The organism is Tahibacter soli (assembly GCF_025717065.2).
GTDB classification, from domain to species: Bacteria; Pseudomonadota; Gammaproteobacteria; order Xanthomonadales; family Rhodanobacteraceae; genus Tahibacter; species Tahibacter soli.
In genome coordinates this window covers 521,160-540,603 of sequence record NZ_JAOVZO020000017.1, presented here as the reverse complement: position 1 = coordinate 540,603, position 19,444 = coordinate 521,160, and the positions used below count along the sequence as shown (strand labels likewise).

22 protein-coding genes are annotated in these 19,444 nt (G+C 68.5%); 8 read left to right on the top strand and 14 right to left on the bottom strand.

Annotation, left to right across the window (positions count from 1 at the left end; translation table 11 throughout):
* Positions 1-93: 93 nt before the first annotated feature.
* Both pdxR and OD750_RS13545 read left to right on the top strand, forming a co-directional pair.
* The gene (pdxR, locus tag OD750_RS13550; protein ID WP_263545768.1) at positions 94-1,545 is read left to right on the top strand and encodes a MocR-like pyridoxine biosynthesis transcription factor PdxR; all 1,452 of its coding nucleotides are present in this window, start codon (positions 94-96) and stop codon (positions 1,543-1,545) included.
* A 48-nt stretch (positions 1,546-1,593) separates the two neighbouring features.
* Complete coding sequence (locus OD750_RS13545) at positions 1,594-1,923, top strand: helix-turn-helix transcriptional regulator (RefSeq protein ID WP_263545767.1); 330 nt, start codon at positions 1,594-1,596, stop codon at positions 1,921-1,923.
* Positions 1,924-1,961: 38 nt separating this feature from the next.
* Here OD750_RS13545 and OD750_RS13540 read toward each other — a convergent pair whose 3' ends face one another.
* From OD750_RS13540 to OD750_RS13530, 3 genes are read right to left on the bottom strand one after another with little or no spacing between them, the layout of a single operon-like run.
* A complete protein-coding gene (locus OD750_RS13540; RefSeq protein ID WP_263545766.1) occupies positions 1,962-2,387 on the bottom strand; it encodes a hypothetical protein in 426 nt (141 codons plus the stop codon).
* A gap of 10 nt (positions 2,388-2,397) precedes the next feature.
* Entirely contained in the window at positions 2,398-2,964 is a 567-nt protein-coding gene (locus OD750_RS13535; RefSeq protein ID WP_263545765.1) for a Panacea domain-containing protein, read from the bottom strand.
* 46 nt (positions 2,965-3,010) lie between these two features.
* Positions 3,011-3,913: a LysR family transcriptional regulator gene (locus OD750_RS13530; protein WP_263545764.1), complete on the bottom strand. Its 903-nt coding sequence runs from the start codon at positions 3,911-3,913 to the stop codon at positions 3,011-3,013.
* A gap of 122 nt (positions 3,914-4,035) precedes the next feature.
* On the opposite strand from OD750_RS13530, the gene OD750_RS13525 reads away from it, so the two are divergent.
* Positions 4,036-4,800: an SDR family NAD(P)-dependent oxidoreductase gene (locus OD750_RS13525; protein WP_263545763.1), complete on the top strand. Its 765-nt coding sequence runs from the start codon at positions 4,036-4,038 to the stop codon at positions 4,798-4,800.
* Between the two features lie 9 nt (positions 4,801-4,809).
* Here OD750_RS13525 and OD750_RS13520 read toward each other — a convergent pair whose 3' ends face one another.
* Together OD750_RS13520 and OD750_RS13515 are read right to left on the bottom strand one after the other, a co-directional pair.
* A complete protein-coding gene (locus OD750_RS13520; RefSeq protein ID WP_263545762.1) occupies positions 4,810-5,613 on the bottom strand; it encodes an SDR family NAD(P)-dependent oxidoreductase in 804 nt (267 codons plus the stop codon).
* Between the two features lie 154 nt (positions 5,614-5,767).
* A complete protein-coding gene (locus OD750_RS13515) occupies positions 5,768-7,942 on the bottom strand; it encodes a di-heme oxidoredictase family protein (protein WP_263545761.1) in 2,175 nt (724 codons plus the stop codon).
* Positions 7,943-8,274: 332 nt separating this feature from the next.
* Here OD750_RS13515 and OD750_RS13510 point away from each other — a divergent pair, with 332 nt between their 5' ends.
* Positions 8,275-9,861 (top strand): MFS transporter, encoded by a 1,587-nt coding sequence (locus OD750_RS13510; protein WP_263545760.1) that lies wholly within the window; start codon positions 8,275-8,277, stop codon positions 9,859-9,861.
* A 4-nt stretch (positions 9,862-9,865) separates the two neighbouring features.
* Here the strand turns inward: OD750_RS13510 and OD750_RS13505 are convergent, their stop codons facing one another.
* Positions 9,866-11,053 carry an acetyl-CoA C-acyltransferase gene (locus tag OD750_RS13505; protein WP_263545759.1) on the bottom strand — a complete coding sequence of 396 codons (1,188 nt, stop codon included), beginning with the start codon at positions 11,051-11,053 and terminating at the stop codon, positions 9,866-9,868.
* 121 nt (positions 11,054-11,174) lie between these two features.
* Here OD750_RS13505 and OD750_RS13500 point away from each other — a divergent pair, with 121 nt between their 5' ends.
* Positions 11,175-11,753, top strand: coding sequence for a TetR/AcrR family transcriptional regulator (locus OD750_RS13500; RefSeq protein ID WP_263545758.1), 579 nt, complete (start codon positions 11,175-11,177; stop codon positions 11,751-11,753).
* 6 nt (positions 11,754-11,759) lie between these two features.
* Here the strand turns inward: OD750_RS13500 and OD750_RS13495 are convergent, their stop codons facing one another.
* Genes OD750_RS13495 through OD750_RS13480 form a run of 4 tightly spaced genes read right to left on the bottom strand, consistent with a single transcriptional unit; the run spans position 11,760 to position 13,320 of the window.
* Positions 11,760-12,041, bottom strand: a complete 282-nt coding sequence (locus OD750_RS13495; protein WP_263545757.1) for a HigA family addiction module antitoxin — start codon at positions 12,039-12,041, stop codon at positions 11,760-11,762.
* A gap of 26 nt (positions 12,042-12,067) precedes the next feature.
* The gene (locus OD750_RS13490; protein ID WP_263545756.1) at positions 12,068-12,349 is read right to left on the bottom strand and encodes a type II toxin-antitoxin system RelE/ParE family toxin; all 282 of its coding nucleotides are present in this window, start codon (positions 12,347-12,349) and stop codon (positions 12,068-12,070) included.
* Positions 12,350-12,405: 56 nt separating this feature from the next.
* Positions 12,406-12,825, bottom strand: coding sequence for a VOC family protein (locus tag OD750_RS13485; RefSeq protein ID WP_263545755.1), 420 nt, complete (start codon positions 12,823-12,825; stop codon positions 12,406-12,408).
* A gap of 27 nt (positions 12,826-12,852) precedes the next feature.
* Positions 12,853-13,320, bottom strand: coding sequence for a tetratricopeptide repeat protein (locus OD750_RS13480; RefSeq protein WP_263545754.1), 468 nt, complete (start codon positions 13,318-13,320; stop codon positions 12,853-12,855).
* Positions 13,321-13,448: 128 nt separating this feature from the next.
* Between OD750_RS13480 and OD750_RS13475 the strand changes: the two genes are divergently transcribed.
* Entirely contained in the window at positions 13,449-14,084 is a 636-nt protein-coding gene (locus OD750_RS13475) for an FMN-binding negative transcriptional regulator (protein ID WP_263545753.1), read from the top strand.
* Between the two features lie 70 nt (positions 14,085-14,154).
* On the opposite strand, the gene OD750_RS13470 is transcribed toward OD750_RS13475, so the two are convergent.
* The 3 genes from OD750_RS13470 to OD750_RS13460 form a co-directional block, all read right to left on the bottom strand.
* A complete protein-coding gene (locus tag OD750_RS13470) occupies positions 14,155-14,583 on the bottom strand; it encodes a hypothetical protein (protein ID WP_263545752.1) in 429 nt (142 codons plus the stop codon).
* Between the two features lie 62 nt (positions 14,584-14,645).
* The gene (locus tag OD750_RS13465) at positions 14,646-15,143 is read right to left on the bottom strand and encodes an SRPBCC family protein (protein ID WP_263545751.1); all 498 of its coding nucleotides are present in this window, start codon (positions 15,141-15,143) and stop codon (positions 14,646-14,648) included.
* Positions 15,140-15,523, bottom strand: coding sequence for an ArsR/SmtB family transcription factor (locus OD750_RS13460; protein ID WP_263545750.1), 384 nt, complete (start codon positions 15,521-15,523; stop codon positions 15,140-15,142). Before OD750_RS13460 ends, OD750_RS13465 begins: the two co-directional genes overlap by 4 nt.
* Before the next feature lie 128 nt (positions 15,524-15,651).
* On the opposite strand from OD750_RS13460, the gene OD750_RS13455 reads away from it, so the two are divergent.
* Positions 15,652-16,416: a DNA alkylation repair protein gene (locus OD750_RS13455; RefSeq protein WP_263545749.1), complete on the top strand. Its 765-nt coding sequence runs from the start codon at positions 15,652-15,654 to the stop codon at positions 16,414-16,416.
* Here the strand turns inward: OD750_RS13455 and OD750_RS13450 are convergent.
* The gene (locus tag OD750_RS13450; RefSeq protein WP_263545748.1) at positions 16,413-17,861 is read right to left on the bottom strand and encodes a S41 family peptidase; all 1,449 of its coding nucleotides are present in this window, start codon (positions 17,859-17,861) and stop codon (positions 16,413-16,415) included. The genes OD750_RS13455 and OD750_RS13450 overlap by 4 nt on opposite strands.
* Before the next feature lie 112 nt (positions 17,862-17,973).
* Between OD750_RS13450 and OD750_RS13445 the strand changes: the two genes are divergently transcribed.
* Positions 17,974-19,419 carry a choice-of-anchor Q domain-containing protein gene (locus tag OD750_RS13445; protein WP_263545747.1) on the top strand — a complete coding sequence of 482 codons (1,446 nt, stop codon included), beginning with the start codon at positions 17,974-17,976 and terminating at the stop codon, positions 19,417-19,419.
* Positions 19,420-19,444 lie beyond the last annotated feature (25 nt).

Here is a 19,444-nt window from a genome sequence, read left to right as displayed (position 1 = left end):
GAACGACGGCAAGCGGTTTCGGCCAATCGTTTCTTCGAGCATGAGCTTAGGCGCACGTGTGGCATGCTATAAGCGCCACGACCGGATATTTTTATGGATCCAGTTTTTGCGTTTCCGATCGCGCTTCCGCCGGCCGGCTCGCGTCGCCTGTTGCGCGCACTGCACGAGCAGCTGCGCGGCGCGATACTCGACGGCCGCCTGAAACCCGGGCTGCGCCTGCCGGCCACGCGCGCGCTCGCCGCCGCGTTCGGCATTTCGCGCAATACCGCGGTCGCCGCGTACGACTTGCTGCTCGGCGAAGGCTATGTGCAATCGCGCGCCGGTTCCGGCATCTATGTCGCCGATGTCGTGCCGCAGCGCGCCGAACGCCGGACGACCAAGACCGACCCGACGGGCGACAAGCGCCTCGCGGCGTTCTGGCGCGACCCGCCGCCCGGACCGAGTCCGACATCGCAACCGGCAAGCCAGGCGCGTTTCCAGCTCGGCGTACCCGATCCGCAACGTTTTCCGTTCGACGTCTGGCGCCGGCTCGCCGCGCGCGCGCTGCGCACGGCGTCGCGCGGCCCGGCCTCGTACAACGATGCGCAAGGGCAGCCGGCGCTGCGCGAGGCGATCGCGAGGCACGTCTCGTTCGCGCGCGCCGTTTCGTGCGGCGGCGACGATGTCGTCGTGACGACCGGCGCGCAGCAGGCGTTCGATCTCGTCGCGCGCATCCTCGTCACGCCCGGCCGCACCGTCGTCGCGATGGAGAATCCGGGCTATCCGCCGGCGCGCACGGCGTTCGCGGCGGCCGGCGCTGCGTTCGCGCCGGTGCGCGTCGACGCCGAAGGGCTCGTCGTCGAGTCGATACCGGCGAACGCGCGCATCGTCTACGTCACGCCGTCGCACCAGTTTCCGCTCGGCGTCGCGCTGTCGACGCGCCGGCGCACCGCGCTGCTCGAGTTCGCGCAGCGCAGCGGCGCAGTCGTCGTCGAGGACGACTACGACGGCGAGTTTCGCTATGGCGACCGACCGCTCGACGCGCTGCAGACGCTCGATCGCGCCGATTGCGTTTTCTACGTCGGCACTTTTTCGAAAAGTCTATTTCCGGCGATCCGGCTCGGCTTCGTCGTGGCGCCGGCATGGGCGCGGCCGGCGCTCGTCGCGGCGAAGCGCTGCGCCGACTGGCACTGCGCGACGCACGCGCAGGACACGCTCGCCGCGTTCATCGCCGAGGGCCACCTCGTACGGCACGTGCGCCGCATGCGGGGGATCTACGCGCAGCGTCGGCAGACGCTGCTCGACGCGTTGACGACCGACTTCGCGCCGTGGTTGACCGTGTTGCCGGCCAGCGCGGGCCTGCACCTGTCGACGCTCGCGCGCAAGCCGGCCGATGTCGCGAAGCTTGCGCAGCACGCGCGCGAGCTCGGTATCGGCACGCTCGCGGCGTATCACGCCGGCAAGGGCGCACCGGCGGGGCTGGTGTTCGGGTTCGGGGCGATCGACGAGGCGAAGATCGGGCCGGCGCTCGCGGCATTGCGGCGGGCGCTCGGTGCTGGCCGCTGACTATATTTGGTGATAGTTTATGCCCATAAAATATCACCAAAGATAGCCATGTCACGCACCGGCCGCATCGAAGCACAGTTTGCGACACCCGCCGTCGAACGACAGGCGGTGCTGCTCGGCGAACGCGTGCGTCAGGCGCGCATCGCGCGCGGCTGGACGCAGGCGGACCTCGCCGAACGATCGCGCATCAGCCCGCAGACGATGTTGCGCATCGAACACGGCAACGTCGCCGTGGCGCTCGGCGCGTGGCTCGGCGTGTTCGAGCGGCTCGGCATGCTGGAGTCGTTCGTGCCGAAGGTCGATGCGTTGGCGATGCTGCGCTCGGGCCGCAGGCGAATGCGGCGCAAGACTTCGGCCGACGACGGGCTGGATTTCTGACGTTGCGCGAGTCGAGCGCCGAGTTTTCGTATCGCTCGCTATAGCTTCGCCATCGCATCGCGTATACAACGCTCCTGCCAGCGTGTCGTGTCGTCGGCGTTCGCCACGCACTCCAGTGCCGCTCGCAGCACCTTATTGTCGAGCACGCAGATTCGCGTGATCACGCCTTTTCGGAGCCGACCGCGAAACACGTCGATGTCCAGATCGTCGAACGGTCTCAAGTCGAGCCAGCTGTTCTTCATCAACGGTTCGCCAATCACACCGAAGAAGAAGCCCGGATACGGCGCACCGTGATGGCACGGCGGCTGCTTCGGTCGCGCGTCTTCGTGCTGGCTGGTGATGAGACGAGCAACGATGTCTCCGCCGTCAGGCAACGCGAGTACGACAAGATACTTGGGCAGCAAGGCGCCCGTCATCGGATCGTTATAGAACTCGGCGTGCCGATAGATTTCCCCTACCTGCATCGACCGAACCTCAATGCGCCGTGCCGATAGCGGAAAGTATATTTCGATAATCTTCCGCCGCTTCGAGCACCGCTTGCCCGTGCGGATCGTCGTCGGCAACGGCGAGCGAGTACGGAATGCGCTCGTTGTTGCCGCGCCCGCCGTCCCAGATCTTCGCCCAGGGACCCAGCTCTATATGCGTATAGTTCACCAAAGGCTTGGTCAGCTCGTCATGGAATCTGCACGCAAGTTCGTCCATCAGGCGCAATTCGCGGCGCGTGAAATGACGATCGTCGAATTCCACGCGCGGAACCACTCTCAAACGTTCGAAGTCGAGTACCTTTTCCGGAACGATGTCGAGCGCCGCGACGAAATCCGGCTCCGGCGCCATCCATTCCTGGAACAACGCCGTCGGCACAGGACCAAGCTTCCAGGCGCGATACTCGAGACCGGTAACGTTGCGCCCCGTTTGACGAAAATGCTCGAAGTCGAGCAGATACAGCAGCTTGATCAATTTGGTCTTGCCGCAATACGCCGTATTCGACGCGAAATAGACGGCAACGTTGATCAGCTTCTCCCGCTCGTGGGACTTGATCATGTGCGGGCTCCGAATGCTCTATGTGTCAGGTTAGTGCAGGCGCCGTTCATACCGCAACATACGGCCGCACCACCTCCCCCAGCCACTGCATGAACACCTGCACGCGCTTGGAGAGATTGCGCCGGTTCGCGTACAGCAGCACCACCGGCATCGGTTCGGCGCGAAAATCCGGCAACACTTCCACGAGTGCACCTTGCAGCACGAGGTGCCGCACGCCCACTTCCGGCGCCTGGATGATGCCGAGGCCGGCCAGGCACGCCGCCTCGTAGGCCTCGGCATTGTTGACCGACAGCGCGCCGGCCATCGGCACGTTCGCATAGCCGTCGCCGTGCGGATATTCGAAGCCTTCGGGCTTCGCGCCGAGCGTCGGCACGTAGTGGATCAGGCGATGCGATGCGAGATCGTCGATGCGCTGCGGCGTGCCGTATTCGCGCAGATACGCCGGACTCGCGACGTTCGCCATGCGCATGCGGCCGAGCGGCCTGGCGATCAGGTGAGGCTCGGCCGGCATGCCGATGCGCAGCACGCAGTCGAAGCCTTCGCGCACGAGATCCACGCGCCGGTCGGTGCTCGACAGCTCGATCTCGAGGTGCGGATGCTCGTCGAGAAATGTCGGCAACTGCGGAATCACGAAATAGCGCGCGACGCCGCTCGGCATGTCCACGCGCAACCGGCCGCGCAGCGAGCGCGGCCCCTGCTGGAACATCGCCTGCAGCTCGTCCATGTCGGCGAGCAGATCCTTGCAGCGCTCGTAGAAGGCGCGGCCGTCCTGGCTCATCTCCACGCGCCGCGTCGTACGCTGCAACAGTCGCGCGCCGAGCGCGGTTTCCAGTTGCTGCACGGCGGTCGACACGCTCGCTTTCGGCAAGCCGAGGCTTTCGGCCGCGCGCGTGAAGCTTGCGAGTTCCGCCACGCGCACGAACACCTGCATCGCATCGAGTCGGTTCATGCCTGCGCTCTATTGTTCGGATTCTACGAACACAATGATCGATTCTTGCCAGTTTATCGATCGTTCGTCGCCCAATAGATTGCGCGTCACGGCAATCGGCCGCAATCACCCGAAGGATTTCCATGAACACGCATACCCCGATCACGCTCGTCACCGGCGGCAGCCGCGGCCTCGGCCGCAACACGGCGATCCAGGTCGCGCGCGGCGGCGGCGACGTGATCCTCACGTACCGCTCGAACCGCGCCGAAACCGACGCGGCGGTCGCCGAGATCGAAAAGCTCGGTCGCCGTGCGGTGGCGCTCTCTCTCGACGTGGGCGACAGCGCAACGTTCGACGCATTCGCCGATGCGGTACGCGATGCGCTCGCGCGGCACTGGCAGCGCGACCGTTTCGACCACCTCGTCAACAACGCCGGCGTCGGCGAGCACGCCGCGTTCGGCGACACCACCGAAGCGCAATTCGACACGCTCATGAACGTGCACTTCAAGGGCGTGTTCTTCCTCACCCAGAAGCTGTTGCCGCTGATCGCCGACGGCGGACGCATCGTCAATATCTCCAGCGGCCTCGCGCGCTTTTCGCTGCCGGGCTATTCCGCGTACGCGGCGATGAAGGGTGCGGTCGAAGTGCTCACGCGGTATCTCGCGAAGGAACTCGGCCCGCGCGGCATCGCCGTGAACACCGTCGCGCCGGGCGCCATCGAAACGGACTTCGGCGGCGGCACCGTGCGCGACAACGCGCAGGTCAACGCATTCGTCGCCTCGCAGACCGCGCTCGGCCGCGTCGGCCTGCCCGACGACATCGGCGGCGTGATCGCCTCGCTGCTCGCGCCGGCCAACCGCTGGATCAACGCGCAGCGCATCGAGGCATCGGGCGGCATGTTCCTGTAACGAACTTGTTCACATATCCAGCAACATGCCGCCGGTGAGGTTCACGATCGCGCCGGTCATCGGGCCGGCGCGATCGGACGCGAGAAACGCCGCGGTCGCGGCGACGTTTTCCAGTCGCGGCAGGCGGCGCAGCAGCGTGCTCTGCGCCGCGCCGTCGAGCATCGCGTCGAACGTCAGGCCGGCGGGTTCGGCCATCTGCGCGAACACCTCGCGGGTGCCCGATTCGAGTTCCGGCGCGATCGCGTCGGCGATCGCGTGCGAGCGGATGCACGCGACGCGCACGCCGTGCGCGCCGAGCTCGCCCGCGAGGTGGCGCATCATCGCCTCGACGCCGGCCAGCGCGACGCAGTGCCCCATGAAACCCGGTCCGGCCATGTGCGAGACCGGCGTCGTGATCATGAGAATGACGCCGCCACGCACCGTCATGTGCCGCGCGACCACCTTCGCGGTCAGGTAGTTCGAACGGATGTACGCGTGTACCGGGTGCTCGAATTCGGCCAGCGACAGCGCCGCGAGCGGCTTGCCCTGCACGTGTACGAAACCGGTCGCGTTGAACGCGATGTCGATGCCACCGGCCCGTTCGGCGACGACGTCGGCGTGCGCCTCGACCGACGCCGCGTCGAGCACGTCGACTTCGTGCGCGCTCGCCTCGCCGCCGGCCGCGACGATGTCGGCGACCACGCGGTCGAGCTTGCGCCGCGTGCGCCCGGCGACGAACACGCGCGCGCCTTCGCGGGCGAACGTCCGCGCCACCGCGCCGCCGATCGCGCCGCCGCCGCCGTAGACCACCGCCGTCTTGTTCGTCAGCAGCATCGTCGTTCCTCACCGGTGCAAGAGCGACGACTCTATACAAAACGCGTCTGCGGCAGGGCGCAGACGCTATGCAGAAAACGCCCGCTCGACCGGGGGGGACCGAGCGGGCTCCGGTGCGCCGAGCCCGTGCGTACGAGCGGCTCGGCGCGAGCGGCTACAGTGTTTCAAGAAACTCGACGAGCTGCGCGCGGCTCGCGGCCGGCAGCGCGCGAAACGCGTCGCGGCTCGCGGCGGCTTCGCCGCCGTGCCAGAGGATCGCTTCTTCGATCGAACGCGCGCGACCGTCGTGCAGCAGGCGCACCTCGCCGTTCACGACGCGCGTCAGCCCGAGGCCCCACAGCGGCGGCGTGCGCCATTCGCGATTGTCGGCGGCGTTCGGACTGAGCCCGTCGGCGAGATCGTCGCCGAGGTCGTGCAGCAAGAGGTCGGTGTACGCGCGGATGTCCTGCCCGCGCAGCTCGGCCAGCGGATGCCGATAGCCCGTGCGCATGGCCGGCGCGTGGCACGCGCCGCAGCGCGCCTGGGCGAACACGGCCTCGCCGGCGATCGCACCGGGCCGGTCGATTTCGTCGGGACGCCGCGACGGCGCGCCGATCATCTGCGTATACGTCGTCAGCAATTGCAGGTCGGCCTCGGTCAACGCCGCGGCGCTCTGCGCCGCGGTCGCGCACGCCGTCTGCGCCGTGCCGCAGTCGAGACTCGCGAACAGCGGCGACTTCACGCCGATCTCGTTGCGCAGCGCGACGGCCGCGAACTGGCGGATGCTCGACTTGTCGGCCTTCCAGCCGAAGCGGCCGATCTTCGGCGCGGCGCCCGACGTATCGGGCACGAGCGCGACGCGTCCGGAAACGCCGTCGCCGTCGGCGTCGTTCGGATCGTGCCGTTCGAGCAGCGTTTCCTCGTCGATCGCTTCGAGCAGGCCGAGGCCCGCGATCGTCTGCGGCATGCGCGCCGAGTAGTACGCGATGCCGCGGCTCGGCGGATCGTCCGCCGCGAACGACGACGCGAACAGGCGATCGTCGCCGCCGACGAACGTGTACGCCGGTTTTTGCAAGGTATACGTTTGCCCGTCGACGTACGCACCGGGCCGCGCGACGTAGTCGACGCGCACCGCGGGTTCCGCCGCGATCGCGGCGTTGAACGAGCGCGACTGCAGCGTATTGCCGTAGTAGTAGTGCGGTTCGGGCCGGCCTTGCGCATCGAGCCGGCCCGAGGCGATCTTCATCACGGCGGTCGACAGGTTCTGCCCCGGCGCGGTCGCCTTGCCGCGGCCGTTGTGCAGATGGCAGGCGGTGCACGACTCCTGCACGTTGAGTCCGCCGGCGAGGCCCGCGATCGTCGTCAGCGCGGGATTGCCCGATTCGAAGTGCGCGCCGGTCTTGAACGAGCTGTGAAACAAGCGGCGGCCGGTCAGAAAATCGCGATGCGTCGGGTAGCGCGTGTTGAGCGCTTCTCGCGTGAAGCTCGTGTAATCGGCCGGGCCGCTGTCGACGATGTAGTTGTCGTACGTCTCGGTGCCGTCGAGGATGCGGTGCGTCACCGTCTGCCCCGCGTCGTCGCGGTACGTCAGCATGTCGCCCTGGCGCGAGATCACCTGGTCCTGGTCGACCGATTCGCCGGCGCGCACCCACGGTGCGGTCGCAGCGCCGCCGGCGCTGACGCGCGCGTTCAGCACGTCGTTTTCTTCGATGTACAGACCGGGATAGCCGATGCGGAAGCGGTACGTGTCGGTGTAGTACACGCGCTGGCCCTGCACGACCGGATCGCTGTCGGTGAGGCCCAGAAACTGCTGGAATTCCACTTCCATCCAGTCGCCGACGCGCAGCACGCCGTCGCTGCCGCTGTGCGCGTTGCGGCGGATGTGGCAGACCCATTTCTGCCCCGTGCCGTCCGGGTTCGCCGCGACGACGGGCACCGGATCGAACGTCGCGTTGTTGTTGAACGCGGCACGATACGGAAAGCGATACGCCGAGCGGCACTCCGGCTGCCGGTAGTGCGCGTATTGCGGCGAATAGTAGATGTCGACCGAGTTGCCGCCGGCGGCGACGTGGTCGTGGATCTCGAAGCCGAACGCGCGGTGCTCGTGATAGCGCACCGGAAAAGTATAGAAAATATTTTCCGACTCGTGCCGCGAGCGCGCGCGACCGCTGCCGAACGTGACGATCGTACCGTCGGGCTGCACGTACCAGTTGACCGATTCGGCCGGCGTATACGTTTGTTCGAAGAGTCGCGAATACGGCGGCGCGGTGCCGGCCGGCGCGGTCGTCGACGCGTTCGCGACGCCGGTGCACAGGCAGACGGCCAGCAGCGTTCTGGATAGCGGATGCACGGTGGGCTCCTTGCGACCGGCCGTCGGCGATACGGATTGGATCGATACAATATCCGTACGGAAGCGTCCGTTTCGTGCGTCAAAGCACGAACGGAGCAAAGCGGCCGACGAACGACGCAGCGTCGGTTTGGACGTCCAAACGACGACGCCGATTCGGTGACGCGCGTCACGTTGTCCGACGGTCAAACGGGCACACCTCGGTGGAAACGTGGAATCGTGTGCGCGAGGAGCGCGATACCCGTTCGGGTAGTGGGCGGCGGCGGCGCGGTCGCTACACTGGATCGGGCCGCTACGACACGGAAAGCCCTCATGCCGAACAGCAGAACGCCGCAATGACGACGCCCGCGCCCGCCGCCGGCGCGTTCGCGCCGCTGCGCCAGACGACGTTCGCCGTGCTGTGGGTCGCGACGGTGCTCGGCAATACCGGCACGTTCATGCGCGACGTCGCGAGCGCCTGGCTGATGACCGGCCTGTCGCCGAGCCCGACCGCCGTCGCGCTCGTCCAGACCGCCGCCGCGCTGCCGGTATTTCTTCTTGCGATACCGGCCGGCGTGCTCGCGGACATCCTCGATCGCCGTCGTTTTCTGATCTTTTCGCAGCTCTGGCTCGCCGCGGTCAGCGCGACGCTGTTCGCGCTCGCGGCGAGCGGCCGGCTCACGGTCGAGGCGCTGATCGCGCTGACGTTCGCCGGCGGCATCGGCGCCGCCCTGTCGGCACCGAGCTGGCAGGCGATCGTGCCCGAACTCGTGCCGCGCCCCGAACTGAAAAGCGCCGTCGCGTTGAACTCGCTCGGCGTGAACATCGCGCGCGCGATCGGCCCGGCGGCGGGCGGTCTTGCGCTCGCGCATTTCGGCGCCGGCGTCGTCTACGGCGCCGACGTCGCCAGCTACGTCGTCGTCATTGCCGCACTCGTGTGGTGGCGACGGCCGCGGCGCGGTGCCGACGACCTGTCCGAACGCTTCGTCGGCGCGTTTCGCGCCGGGCTGCGCTACGCGCGCAACAGCCGCGAGCTGCACGTCGTGCTGCTGCGCGCGGCGATGTTCTTCGCATTCGCCAGTTCCGCGTGGGCGCTGTTGCCGCTCGTCGCGCGGCAGATGCTCGGCGGCGGCGCGGGTTTCTACGGCGTGCTGCTCGGCGCGGTCGGCATCGGCGCGATCGCCGGCGCGATAGGGCTGCCGCGACTGCGCGCGAAACTCGACGCCGACGGGCTGATGCTCGCCGCGTCGCTCGTCGCCGCCGGCGTGCTGGGCGCGCTCGCGTCGTCGCCGCCGCAGTGGCTCGCGATCGCGCTGCTGTTCGCGCTCGGCGTCGCGTGGATCGTCGCGCTGACGACGCTTGCCGGCGTCACGCAGTCGGTGCTGCCGAACTGGGTGCGCGGTCGCGGCCTTGCGATCTACCTCATGGTGTTCAACGGCGCGATGGCGGCCGGCAGTCTCGTCTGGGGTCTCGTCGCGCAGCGCTGCGGCCTTGCCGCGACGCTGCTCATCGGCGGCGCCGGCCTCGCGCTCGCCGCGCTCGCGCTGCATCGCGTCGCACTGCCCGCTGGCGAGGCCGATCTGGAACCGGCGCACCACCTGCCCGATCCGCTCGTCGCGGTGCCGGTCGAACACGATCGCGGGCCGGTCATGGTCACGATCGAATACCGCGTCGCGCACGCCGACCAGCCCGCGTTCCTCTCGCTGCTGCGCCGACTCGCGCAAGGCCGCCGGCGCGACGGCGCGTATCAGTGGGGCGTCGCCGAAGACGCGGCAGACCCCGAGCGGATCGTCGAATGGTTTCTCGTCGAATCGTGGGCCGAGCATCTGCGCCAGCACGAACGCGCGTCGGCCGCCGACGCCGATCTCGCCGCCGAGGCGCGGCGGTTCCACATCGGCGCGGAACCGCCGCTCGTGCGGCACCTGCTGGCGCCGCATGGCTGAACCGTCAGACGAGTTCGATCGCGACCGCCGTCGCCTCGCCGCCGCCGATGCACAATGCCGCGACGCCGCGCCTGCCGCCGCGCGCCTTGAGCGCATGCAGCAACGTGACGATGAGCCGCGCGCCGGTCGCGCCGATCGGATGGCCCAGCGCGCACGCGCCGCCGTTGACGTTGAGCTTGTCGCGCGCGATACCGAGGTCCTTCGCCGCGGCCATCGCGACCACGGCGAAAGCTTCGTTGATCTCGACGAGATCGACGTCGTCGATGCGCCAGCCGGCCTTGTCGAGCAGCTTGCGCACGGCCGGAATCGGCGCGGTCGTATACCAGGCCGGTTCCTGGCTGTGCGTCGCGTGCGCGACGATCCGCGCCAGCACCGGCCAGCCTTCGCGCTGCGCGATCGAGCGGCGCGTGAGCACCAGCGCGGCCGCGCCGTCGGCGTTCGCCGATGCGCTCGCGGCGGTGATCGTGCCTTGCGGGTTGAACGCCGGCTTCAGCGTCGCGATGCGATCGGGCGATACCTTGAGCGGATGTTCGTCGTTCTCGATCAGCACTTCGCCGCCTTTCGCGGGAACCGCGACCGGCACGATCTCGTCGGCGAAGCGGCGTTCCGTGACGGCGGCGCGTGCCCGCGTCAGCGTTTCGAACGCGTAGGCGTCCTGGTCGGCGCGCGTGAAGCCGTAGGCCTGCGCGGCCGATTCGCCGAAGTCGCCCATCGCGCGGCCCGCTTCGTAGGCATCTTCCAGGCCGTCGCGCTGCATGTGATCGATCACGACGTCGTGGCCGACGCGGTAGCCGCCGCGCGCCTTCGCCAGCAGATAAGGCGCGTTCGACATCGATTCCATGCCGCCGGCGACGACGACCTGCGCCGAGCCCGCGAGCAGCAGATCGTGCCCGAGCATCGCGGCCTTCATGCCCGAACCGCAGACCTTGTTGATCGTCGTGGCGCCGACGGCGTCGGGCAGTCCGGCCGCACGCGCGGCCTGCCGCGCCGGTGCCTGCCCCTGCCCGGCCGACAGCACGTTACCCATCAGCACCTCGTCGACGCGCTCGGGCGCGACGCCGGCGCGCGCGAGCGCCGCGCGTATCGCGTGCGCGCCGAGCGCGTGCGCGGGCAGCGGCGAAAGGTCGCCGAGAAAGCGGCCGAGCGGCGTGCGCACGGCGGCGACGATGACGACGGGATCGTGTTCGTTCATGGCAGTCTCGCTTGCTGTGTCCACTTGAGTGCGTTGCCGCTTAGATGATGACTATCATCAATAACTCAATGATGACGCCCGTCATATAATCGCGTCAACCCGCCACCGAAGGAGATGCGCGATGAAAGTCAGCCGCGAACAGGCCGCGCAGAATCGCGAAAACATCGTCGACGTCGCCGGCGCGCTGTTCCGCGAGCGCGGCTACGACGGCGTCGGCATCGCCGACATCATGCAGGCGGCCGGCCTCACGCACGGCGGCTTCTACCGGCATTTCGCGTCCAAGGACGATCTCGCGGACGAGGCGAGCCGCGCCGCGCTCGCCGCATCGGCGCGGCGCTGGCGACAGGTGATCGACGATGCGCCGGAACGGCCGCTCGCCGCGCTGCTGCGCGAATATCTGTCCGAACGCCATCGCGACGCGCCGGACCGCGGCTGCCTGCTCGCGATGATCGGCACCGACGCGGCGCGCCAGAGCGACGCGGTGCGTACGGGCATCGGCGAAGCCGTCACGCGGATGATCGACGGCGTCGCGCGGCTGCTGCCCGATCGCCTGCGCAGTACGCGCCGGCGCAAGGCGGCGGCGACGCTGGCCGGCATGGTCGGCGCGCTCGTGCTCGCGCGGGCGGTCGGCGACGCGGCGTTGTCGAAGGAAATCCTCGACGCCGCCGCGACCGAACTCGAACGCGGCTCGGCGACGTAGCGGCTGTCAGGCCGCGTTCATCGGGATGACCGAGCGCATGATCTCGTCGTGCGTCGCCAGCGTCTTGAGGTCGTACAGCGCCTGCATCTGCAGCCAGGACGCGGCGTCACCGCCGAAGAAGCGCGCGAGGCGTTCGGCGGTGTCGGCGGTGACGCCGCGGCGTTCGTTGACGATTTCGTGGATGCGCGTGGCCGGCACGCGCAGATGACCGGCGAGCGCATTCGCGCTCATGCCGAGCGGCGCGAGATAGTCGTTGCGCAGCACTTCGCCGGGGTGGATGGCGCGCATGCGATTGATCGGACGGTTCATGGCAGTCAGTGATAGTCGGTGATTTCGACACGGGCCGGACCCGCGTCGGTCCAGACGAAGCAAAGGCGGAACTGATCGTTGATCCGGATGCTGAACTGGCCTTTGCGATTGCCCCGCAAGGCTTCCAGCCGGTTGCCCGGCGGGGAGCGCAGAAAATCCAATGTCTTCGCGACGTCGAGCTGCGTCAGCTTGCGCTCGGCGATGTCCGTGATCGCCCGGAAGCGGCGCGGGCTGCCGCCTTCGAACAGTTCCTGCGTGTCCTTGCAGTCAAAGGATTGAATTCCCATACGTCCAACGTATTACGCTTATCGTAATACGTCAAGCGTAATTTGCGTCGCCGCGACTAGGGTAAGAGTTCGCCGCCCCAGCTCGCCGGATCGCTGTCCGCGATCGACTGCGAGAACGTCCACGCGTGCCCGCCAGGATCGATCGCACCGTACTGCCGCTCGCCGTACGGATAGTCGGTCGGCGCACCGGCGATTCGCGCGCCGGCCCGCACGGCCTGTGCGTAATGCGCATCGACATCGTCGACGCGCACCATCACGCGGTGCGTCGCATGCGTCGTCGACGGCGCGTCGCCCGCGCCGACGACGACGATCGCGCCGTTGCCGTACACGAGCTGCACGCGATGGCCGCCGATGCGCAGACGCTCGACGAAACCGAACGCGCGGCACAGCCACTGCGCGGCCTCGCGCACGTCGGGATACGCCAGTTCCGGAATCACGCTCGCGCCCGGCATCGAGCGGTTGTCGCGCAGGGTCATCGTCGTCTCTTCTCTAGCGGCGGCGGCTCACCAGTCGCGCGGATCGCGCGCGAGCAGTTCCTGCGCTTCGGCGCGGTCGTCGTCGATCAGGTCGTCGAATTCGAGCGCGCGGCGCAGGTACGCGATCGCGGTGTCGGCTTCGCGGTCGCTGACGCTGTAGAGCTTCGCCAGTTCGATCGCGGCCTCGCCGTGCCCGGCGTCGAGCGCGCGTTCGAACCACAGTCGCGACGAACGTATCTGCCCGCAGCGGCGAAACGTGACCGCGAGATTGAACATCGACGACGTGCAGCCGGCCTCGATCGCCTTCAGATCCCAGGCGACGGCCGCTTCGATGTCGATCGGCACGCCGTGCCCCAGGTCGCACATCAGCGCGAGACGCGACATGGCCGCGCTTTCGCCGAGTTCGGCGCATTGCGTGAACAGCCGGAACGCCGTCGCATAGTCGGCTGCGTCGTAGGCCGCGTCGGCGGCGTTGAACAGCGTTTCCTCGAGCATCGCGGCTCCCCTTCCACGGCAAGGCCGATCATACGCCGCACAGAGGCGCCTGCGCGTCGCCGCGCATTGGCTCCTTTCAGCGGTCGCGGCGCGCGCTACGCTGGAACTCCCTCACATCGGGAGCCGCCGTGTACACGCCTTCCGCCTTCGCCGAATCCCGCCTCGACGTACTGCACGCGTTCGTGCGCGCGAACCCGTTCGCCACGCTCGTCACCGACGACGGCGACGCGCCGTTCGCGAGCCATATTCCGCTGCATCTTCTCCAAGACGCGGCGCATCCGAACGGCGTGCTCGTCGGCCACGTCGCGCGCGGCAATCCGCACTGGCGGCTCGCGGCGGCGGCGCGCACGTCGCTCGCGATCTTCGCGGGCCCGCACGCGTACGTGTCGCCGAGCTGGTATCCCGGCAAGGCCGCGCATCATCGCGAGGTGCCGACGTGGAACTATACCGTCGTGCACGCGTACGGCCGTCTCGAAGCATTCGACGAACCCGACGCGCTGCTGCGGCTGCTGGAAAGTCTCACCGATGCGCGCGAGGCGCATCGCACGGAGCGCTGGCGCGTATCCGACGCGCCGGACGATTACGTGCGCACGCAGCTGCGCGGCATCGTCGGCCTGCGCCTGCCGATCGCGCGGATCGAGGGAAAGTGGAAACTGGGACAGAACCGCACCGTGGAAGATCGCGTGGGCGCCGCCGACGGACTCGATGCCGAAGGCGACGCGAATGCGCAAGCCGTCGGCGCGGCGATGCGCGAGATCCGGTAACCGCGACGACGGCTCACGCGCTCGAGCACGACTTCGCGCTCGTTCGGCATCGATATGCGCACCGAAGCGTTCATGTCGCCGCACTCGCGCGGCGCAGCGCGAGGCGCGCACCGAGCAGCGACGCCGGCAGACTGATGGCAACCAGCGCGAGCGGATACCACAACGGTCCATAGCCCATCATCGCGAACGTGCCGAGCGTCGACAGTACGACGCCGACGCAGCCGAGTATGAGCGCATGACGCATCGGATGGCGCGGCGCGAGGCGCGCGACGACCCAGCCGCTCGCCACCGCAAGCAGCAGGCGGTAGCTGAAGGCCAGCAGATTGTCGGACGGATCGAACATCGGTTCGCCCCAGGCCGGATACACCTCGAGGCGATGGAACACTTCGTCGATCGCGATCGCCGGGATCGCGTTGACGAGCACGCCGAGCACGATGACGCCGATGCTGGCCCAGTAGCGTGCCGGCTGCGAGCCGGTGCCGAGCGTTGCGCTAGCCATTGCGATTCTCCGTCAAACGACAAGGAAAAGAACGGCGGCGCACCGCGCGCCGCCGCTGCCGATCACGCGCCGGCTGCGATCTGATCGGCCAGGAACGCATCGAGCGTCTGGTAGCCCATCTCCATGCCTTCGGCCATGCCGCTCTGAAGCGCCGCGTCGCGGGCCTCGCGCGACGAATAGACGACCGTCGTCGTCAGCGTCGTGCGGCCGTCGCGCTCGGTGAACACGGCGGTGCCGATCGTTTCGCCGCCGGTCCAGTCCTGGTCGAAGATTTCGGTGCGCACGACACGCTCGGGCCGCACGATTTCCTTGTGTACGCCGCCCATGCCCATTTCGACGCCGTCGGGGCCGTTCCAGACGAAGCGATACTTGCCGCCGACGCGGAAGTCGACGTCGCAGACCGAGAGCGTCCAGCCCGGCGGGCCGTTGAACCAGCGCTTGAGCAGACGGGCTTCGCCCATCGCGTCGAAAACGAGTTCGCGCGGCGCGTTGAATTCGCGCGTGATGACGATTTCGCAATCGCCGGGGGTCGCGATCGACAGGGGCTTGGCGGCGCTCATGTTTTGTCTCCTTTGGTATTTCGACGTTTGGTGGATTTTTTTGCGGCGGCTTGCTCGGCTTTCAGTTCTTCGAGCAGATCGTCCAGTTGCGCGAAGCTGTGCTCCCAGAATCGTCGGTAGTTGTCGAGCCAGCCGCTCGCCTGCGCGAGCGGCGCGGCCTCGATGCGGCACGGCCGGCGCTGCGCGTCGCGGCCGCGCGAGATGAGGCCGGCGAGCTCGAGCACCTTCAGGTGCTTGGATATCGCCGGCTGGCTCATCGCGAAGGGTTCGGCCAGCTCGTTCACCGATGCCTCGCCGAGCGATAGCCGCGCGAGGATCGCGCGTCGCGTCGGGTCGGCCAGGGCGGCGAACGTGCTGTCGAGGGTTCGGGCGGTCGTCATTTCTATAACTCAAAGGTTGTATAACCCATAAGTTATGTACGACGGGGACGCCTGTCAAGCACTTTCTGCGCACTCCGGCGCCGGGCACGGCGGTAGACTTCGGCGACCCGGTTCGCGAGACCCGCAAAGTGAACAAAGCAACCGCACCGACGAAGCGCGCGTCCAAAACCGGAGCGCCCGATACGCGACCGCTGTCCGAACAGGTCGCCGACGCGCTCGCGCAGCTCGAGCGACGCGCGACGAAGGCGACGCGCGACGGCATGGCGCGCTACGCGATTCCGTCCGACCGCGCGCTCGGCGTCGGCATGCGCGACATCCAGGCGATCGCGAAATCGTTCGGCCGCAACCACGACCTCGCGGCGGCGTTGTGGAAAACCGGCGTGTACGAGGCACGCATGCTGACCGCCTACGTCGCCGATCCGGCACAGCTGACCGCCGCGCAGATGGACGGCTGGGCGCGCGACTTCGACAACTGGGCGGTCTGCGACACGCTGTGCTTCACGCTGTTCGACCGCTCGCCGCTCGCGTGGCGCCGCGCCGAGGCGTGGTCGACGCGCCGCGACGAATTCGTCAGGCGCGCCGCGTTCGCGCTGGTCGCGAGCATGGCGCTGCACCACAAGGGCGGCGACGACGCGCCGTTTCGCGCGAGCCTCGACTGGATCGAACGCGCGGCCGACGACGAACGCAACTTCGTCAAAAAGGGCGTGAACTGGGCGCTGCGGTCGATCGGGCGTCGCAGCGTAGCGCTGCATCGCGACGCGGTTTCGCTGGCGCAACGGCTCGGCGCTTCGCAGCAGGCGCATACGCGGTGGATCGGCAAGGATGCGCTGCGCGAACTGACGAACGCGAAGGTCGTCGCGCGCCTGGCGGCGAAGCGAAAGACGCCCGCTTAGCGGCGACCGAGCCGCTGCAACGCCGCCGCCATTTTTTCGGCACGCTGATACGCGCTGTCGGACGGCCCCCACGGCACGGCGACGTCCGGCGCGACGCCGCGACGCTCGTTGCTGCCGTCGGCACGCAGCCGCGCGCAATCGGGCGCATGCACCGCAGCGCCGCTGCGCGGCAGCGCGAATCCCGTTCCGGTGTCGGTGAACTGACCGCAGCCGGCACCGGCGCTCGTTTCTCCGACGATCGTCGCGCGCCCCGCATCCTTGAGCGCCGCGGCCATCAGTTCGGCTGCCGAATGCGTGTTCGCGTTGACGAGCACCGCGACCGGCAGCATCGGCTTGCGCTCGCGATATGCGCCGTAGCGTCGCGCGACGAACCGCATGACGTCGATGTCGCTCGCCTCCCGCGCGCTCGGCGCGACGTGCGGCGCGTAGCCCGTCGAATGCAGCGAGCCCGTGACGAGCGTCGAACACGGCAGCGGTCTGGCGCCGAGCGCGAGGTCGCGATCGGTCCACGCGGCCGACAGGTCGCAGTCGTCCGCGAGTGCGGCGCGGTCGCGCGCGAGCGCCGCGCGAACCGGCGCGATCGCAGCGCGTTCGTCGTCCGGCGCCGCGTCGATGCGCGCGAGCTGCGCATCGAGCTGCGCGCGCCACGCGGCATGCTTGAGCATCGCCACGCGCGCGGCGCGCACCGGGCCGCCGACGATGCGCAACACCGCTTCGACCCAGTCCGAGCCGCCGCCGTTGTCGGTGAGATCCACGACGAGACGATCGGCGCCGCCTCGACGCAGTTCGTCGAGCGCGACGGCGAGCGAATCGTTCAGCACGCGGCCCACTGCGATATCGAGCCTGCGTTCGCACGCGGCGTCGCACGGCGCGTCGGGCGCGACGCCGATCGCTGCCGCGCCGGCTGCGCAGGCGCGGCCGAACGCACGCTCGGTGAACGCGCCGATGCGCACGATGCCGTAGCGCGTGCGCGTGCCGGGCTTTTGGTACAACGCCGCCTTGTAGTCGCGCGCGGCGTCGGACGCCAGCGGCGCATAGCCGTCGAGGCGGTCGAAGCGCACGCCGGTAGAAGCCTCCTGCTGCGCGCGCAAGCCGGCCGGGCACGCCGGCGACGGCGCGGCATCGTCCGGCGCGACGGGATTCCAGACGATGCGCAGATGCGGGTCGCGAAACGCCGCGACGACGCCATCGAGCGCCGCGCGCCGGGCCGCGTCGTCGCGCGCGTTCGCGAGCGCCGTGCGCGCGGTGCGGTCGATGTTCGGCAGATCGATACGGCGCTCGCGCAGATTGAATTCGAAGTTGGCGTACGAGCGCGCAAGGCCCGATTCGAGCACCGCGAGATCGTCGAGCCACGGCGTCGCGTCGGCGGGCGACTGCGCATTCGCGCTGGCGGCGATTGCGAACATGACCGCGACACAGCGGCCGATCGTGCGAAACAGGGTCATGTCTTCCTCGAGATCGTCAAAATGGACCGCGACAGCGAACGCGGAACTGCGAGCAGGGTCGCGCTTCGCCGCAAGCCGCCGCTGCATAGTGGCCCCCTTTGCAGGAGGCACCATGAAACGTCGCGTCGCATTGCCGCTCGGCGTCGCCATCAGTGGATTTTGCGGCAGCGCCGCGGCGGCCACATTGTATGTCGCGCCGAACGGCAGCGACGGCGCGGCGAATCCGGGCACGTCGATTGCAGCCCCATTGCGCACGATTGCGCGCGCGGTCGCGCTCGTGGCGCCCGGCGACGCGATCGAGGTGCGCGCCGGCACCTATACCGAACGCGTGATCGTGCAGCGTCCCGGCACCGCGGCGGCGTGGATCGTGCTGCGCGCCTACGCTGGCGAGTCGCCGGTGCTGCGCAGCACCGGCGCCGGACCGACGGTGTACTTCTATCATTCCGACTGCGACGAGGACACGATCGGCAACGGCAGCGGCAACGTCGACTGCCGGCCGATGTACTGGCGCGTCGAAGGGCTGACGATCCAGGGCAGCGCGAGCGGCGGCGGCGACGGCTACGTCGTGAAGATCGACACGCCGAAAGTGCGCCTCGTCAACAACCGCCTGTGCTGCAGCACCGCCGACATCGTCAAGCTCGTGCGCACCGCGAACGACGTCGAGATCGTCGGCAACGAAATCTGGCAGGACGCGGCCGTCGTCGTGCCGGGCGCCAACGCGCAAGGCATCGACATCGTCGGCGCCGATCGCACGCACGTCGCGGGCAACTACGTGCACGACGTACCGGACTTCGGCATTTACGCGAAAGGCAACGCGCGCAATCCCGTGTTCGAGCGCAATCGCCTCGTCAACATCGGCCGCGCGGACAACGGCAACGCGCTGATGCTGGGGCAGTCGACCGATGCCGAACGCCTCGTCGACGGTCCGTTCGAGACGTACGACGGCATCGTGCGCAACAACGTCGTGGTCGGCGCGACATGGGCGTGCCTGGTCACGTCGTCGTCGTCGAACGCGCGGTTCTACAACAACAGCTGCTACGACACCGGCCGCAGCGCGCAGGCGTCTATCCTCCTGACGAACGAATCGGAGATCGGCCAGGCCGGCGCGAACATCCGCTTCGTGCACAACATCGTGCACGGCTCCGCGGCAAGGCCGATCGTGAAGATCGGGTCGAGTGCGATGAGCGACTATGCCGGATTGGTATTTTCGCGCAACCTGTACTTTGCCGGCGCATCGGCGCCGCAGTTCGCGGCGAGCGATTTCTTCTCGCCGGTCGGCTTCGCGCAATGGCAGACGAACATCCAGGCGCTCAGCGGGCATGCGGACGACAGCACCGTCGCCGACCCGCGGTACCAGGCGACGACGGGTACGACGCCGCTGATTCCCGGTGCGACGAGCGCGGCGGTCGACGGCGGCGACAACGCGCAGATGGAAACCCGCAGCGACTATCGCGGCGCGGCGCGACCGCAAGGCGCGGCGATCGACATCGGCGCGTACGAAGCGGGCGTCGTCGACCGCTTGTTCTGCGATGCGTTCGCGCTGCCGGCGGGTTGCTAGCGACGGACCGACGGATCGTCGTCAA

Bases quoted from the DNA above. Each gene is read 5' to 3' on its own strand.
- OD750_RS13450 (WP_263545748.1), bottom strand. From the start codon at position 17,861: ATGACCCTGTTTCGCACGATCGGCCGCTGTGTCGCGGTCATGTTCGCA.
- pdxR (WP_263545768.1), top strand. From the start codon at position 94: ATGGATCCAGTTTTTGCGTTTCCGATCGCGCTTCCGCCGGCCGGCTCG.
- OD750_RS13445 (WP_263545747.1), top strand. From the start codon at position 17,974: ATGAAACGTCGCGTCGCATTGCCGCTCGGCGTCGCCATCAGTGGATTT.
- OD750_RS13525 (WP_263545763.1), top strand. From the start codon at position 4,036: ATGAACACGCATACCCCGATCACGCTCGTCACCGGCGGCAGCCGCGGC.
- OD750_RS13460 (WP_263545750.1), bottom strand. From the start codon at position 15,523: ATGACGACCGCCCGAACCCTCGACAGCACGTTCGCCGCCCTGGCCGAC.
- OD750_RS13510 (WP_263545760.1), top strand. From the start codon at position 8,275: ATGACGACGCCCGCGCCCGCCGCCGGCGCGTTCGCGCCGCTGCGCCAG.
- OD750_RS13535 (WP_263545765.1), bottom strand. From the start codon at position 2,964: ATGATCAAGTCCCACGAGCGGGAGAAGCTGATCAACGTTGCCGTCTAT.
- OD750_RS13480 (WP_263545754.1), bottom strand. From the start codon at position 13,320: ATGCTCGAGGAAACGCTGTTCAACGCCGCCGACGCGGCCTACGACGCA.
- OD750_RS13495 (WP_263545757.1), bottom strand. From the start codon at position 12,041: ATGCGCGCCATCCACCCCGGCGAAGTGCTGCGCAACGACTATCTCGCG.
- OD750_RS13540 (WP_263545766.1), bottom strand. From the start codon at position 2,387: ATGCAGGTAGGGGAAATCTATCGGCACGCCGAGTTCTATAACGATCCG.
- OD750_RS13485 (WP_263545755.1), bottom strand. From the start codon at position 12,825: ATGACCCTGCGCGACAACCGCTCGATGCCGGGCGCGAGCGTGATTCCG.
- OD750_RS13470 (WP_263545752.1), bottom strand. From the start codon at position 14,583: ATGGCTAGCGCAACGCTCGGCACCGGCTCGCAGCCGGCACGCTACTGG.
- OD750_RS13505 (WP_263545759.1), bottom strand. From the start codon at position 11,053: ATGAACGAACACGATCCCGTCGTCATCGTCGCCGCCGTGCGCACGCCG.
- OD750_RS13545 (WP_263545767.1), top strand. From the start codon at position 1,594: ATGTCACGCACCGGCCGCATCGAAGCACAGTTTGCGACACCCGCCGTC.
- OD750_RS13490 (WP_263545756.1), bottom strand. From the start codon at position 12,349: ATGGGAATTCAATCCTTTGACTGCAAGGACACGCAGGAACTGTTCGAA.
- OD750_RS13500 (WP_263545758.1), top strand. From the start codon at position 11,175: ATGAAAGTCAGCCGCGAACAGGCCGCGCAGAATCGCGAAAACATCGTC.
- OD750_RS13530 (WP_263545764.1), bottom strand. From the start codon at position 3,913: ATGAACCGACTCGATGCGATGCAGGTGTTCGTGCGCGTGGCGGAACTC.
- OD750_RS13465 (WP_263545751.1), bottom strand. From the start codon at position 15,143: ATGAGCGCCGCCAAGCCCCTGTCGATCGCGACCCCCGGCGATTGCGAA.
- OD750_RS13520 (WP_263545762.1), bottom strand. From the start codon at position 5,613: ATGCTGCTGACGAACAAGACGGCGGTGGTCTACGGCGGCGGCGGCGCG.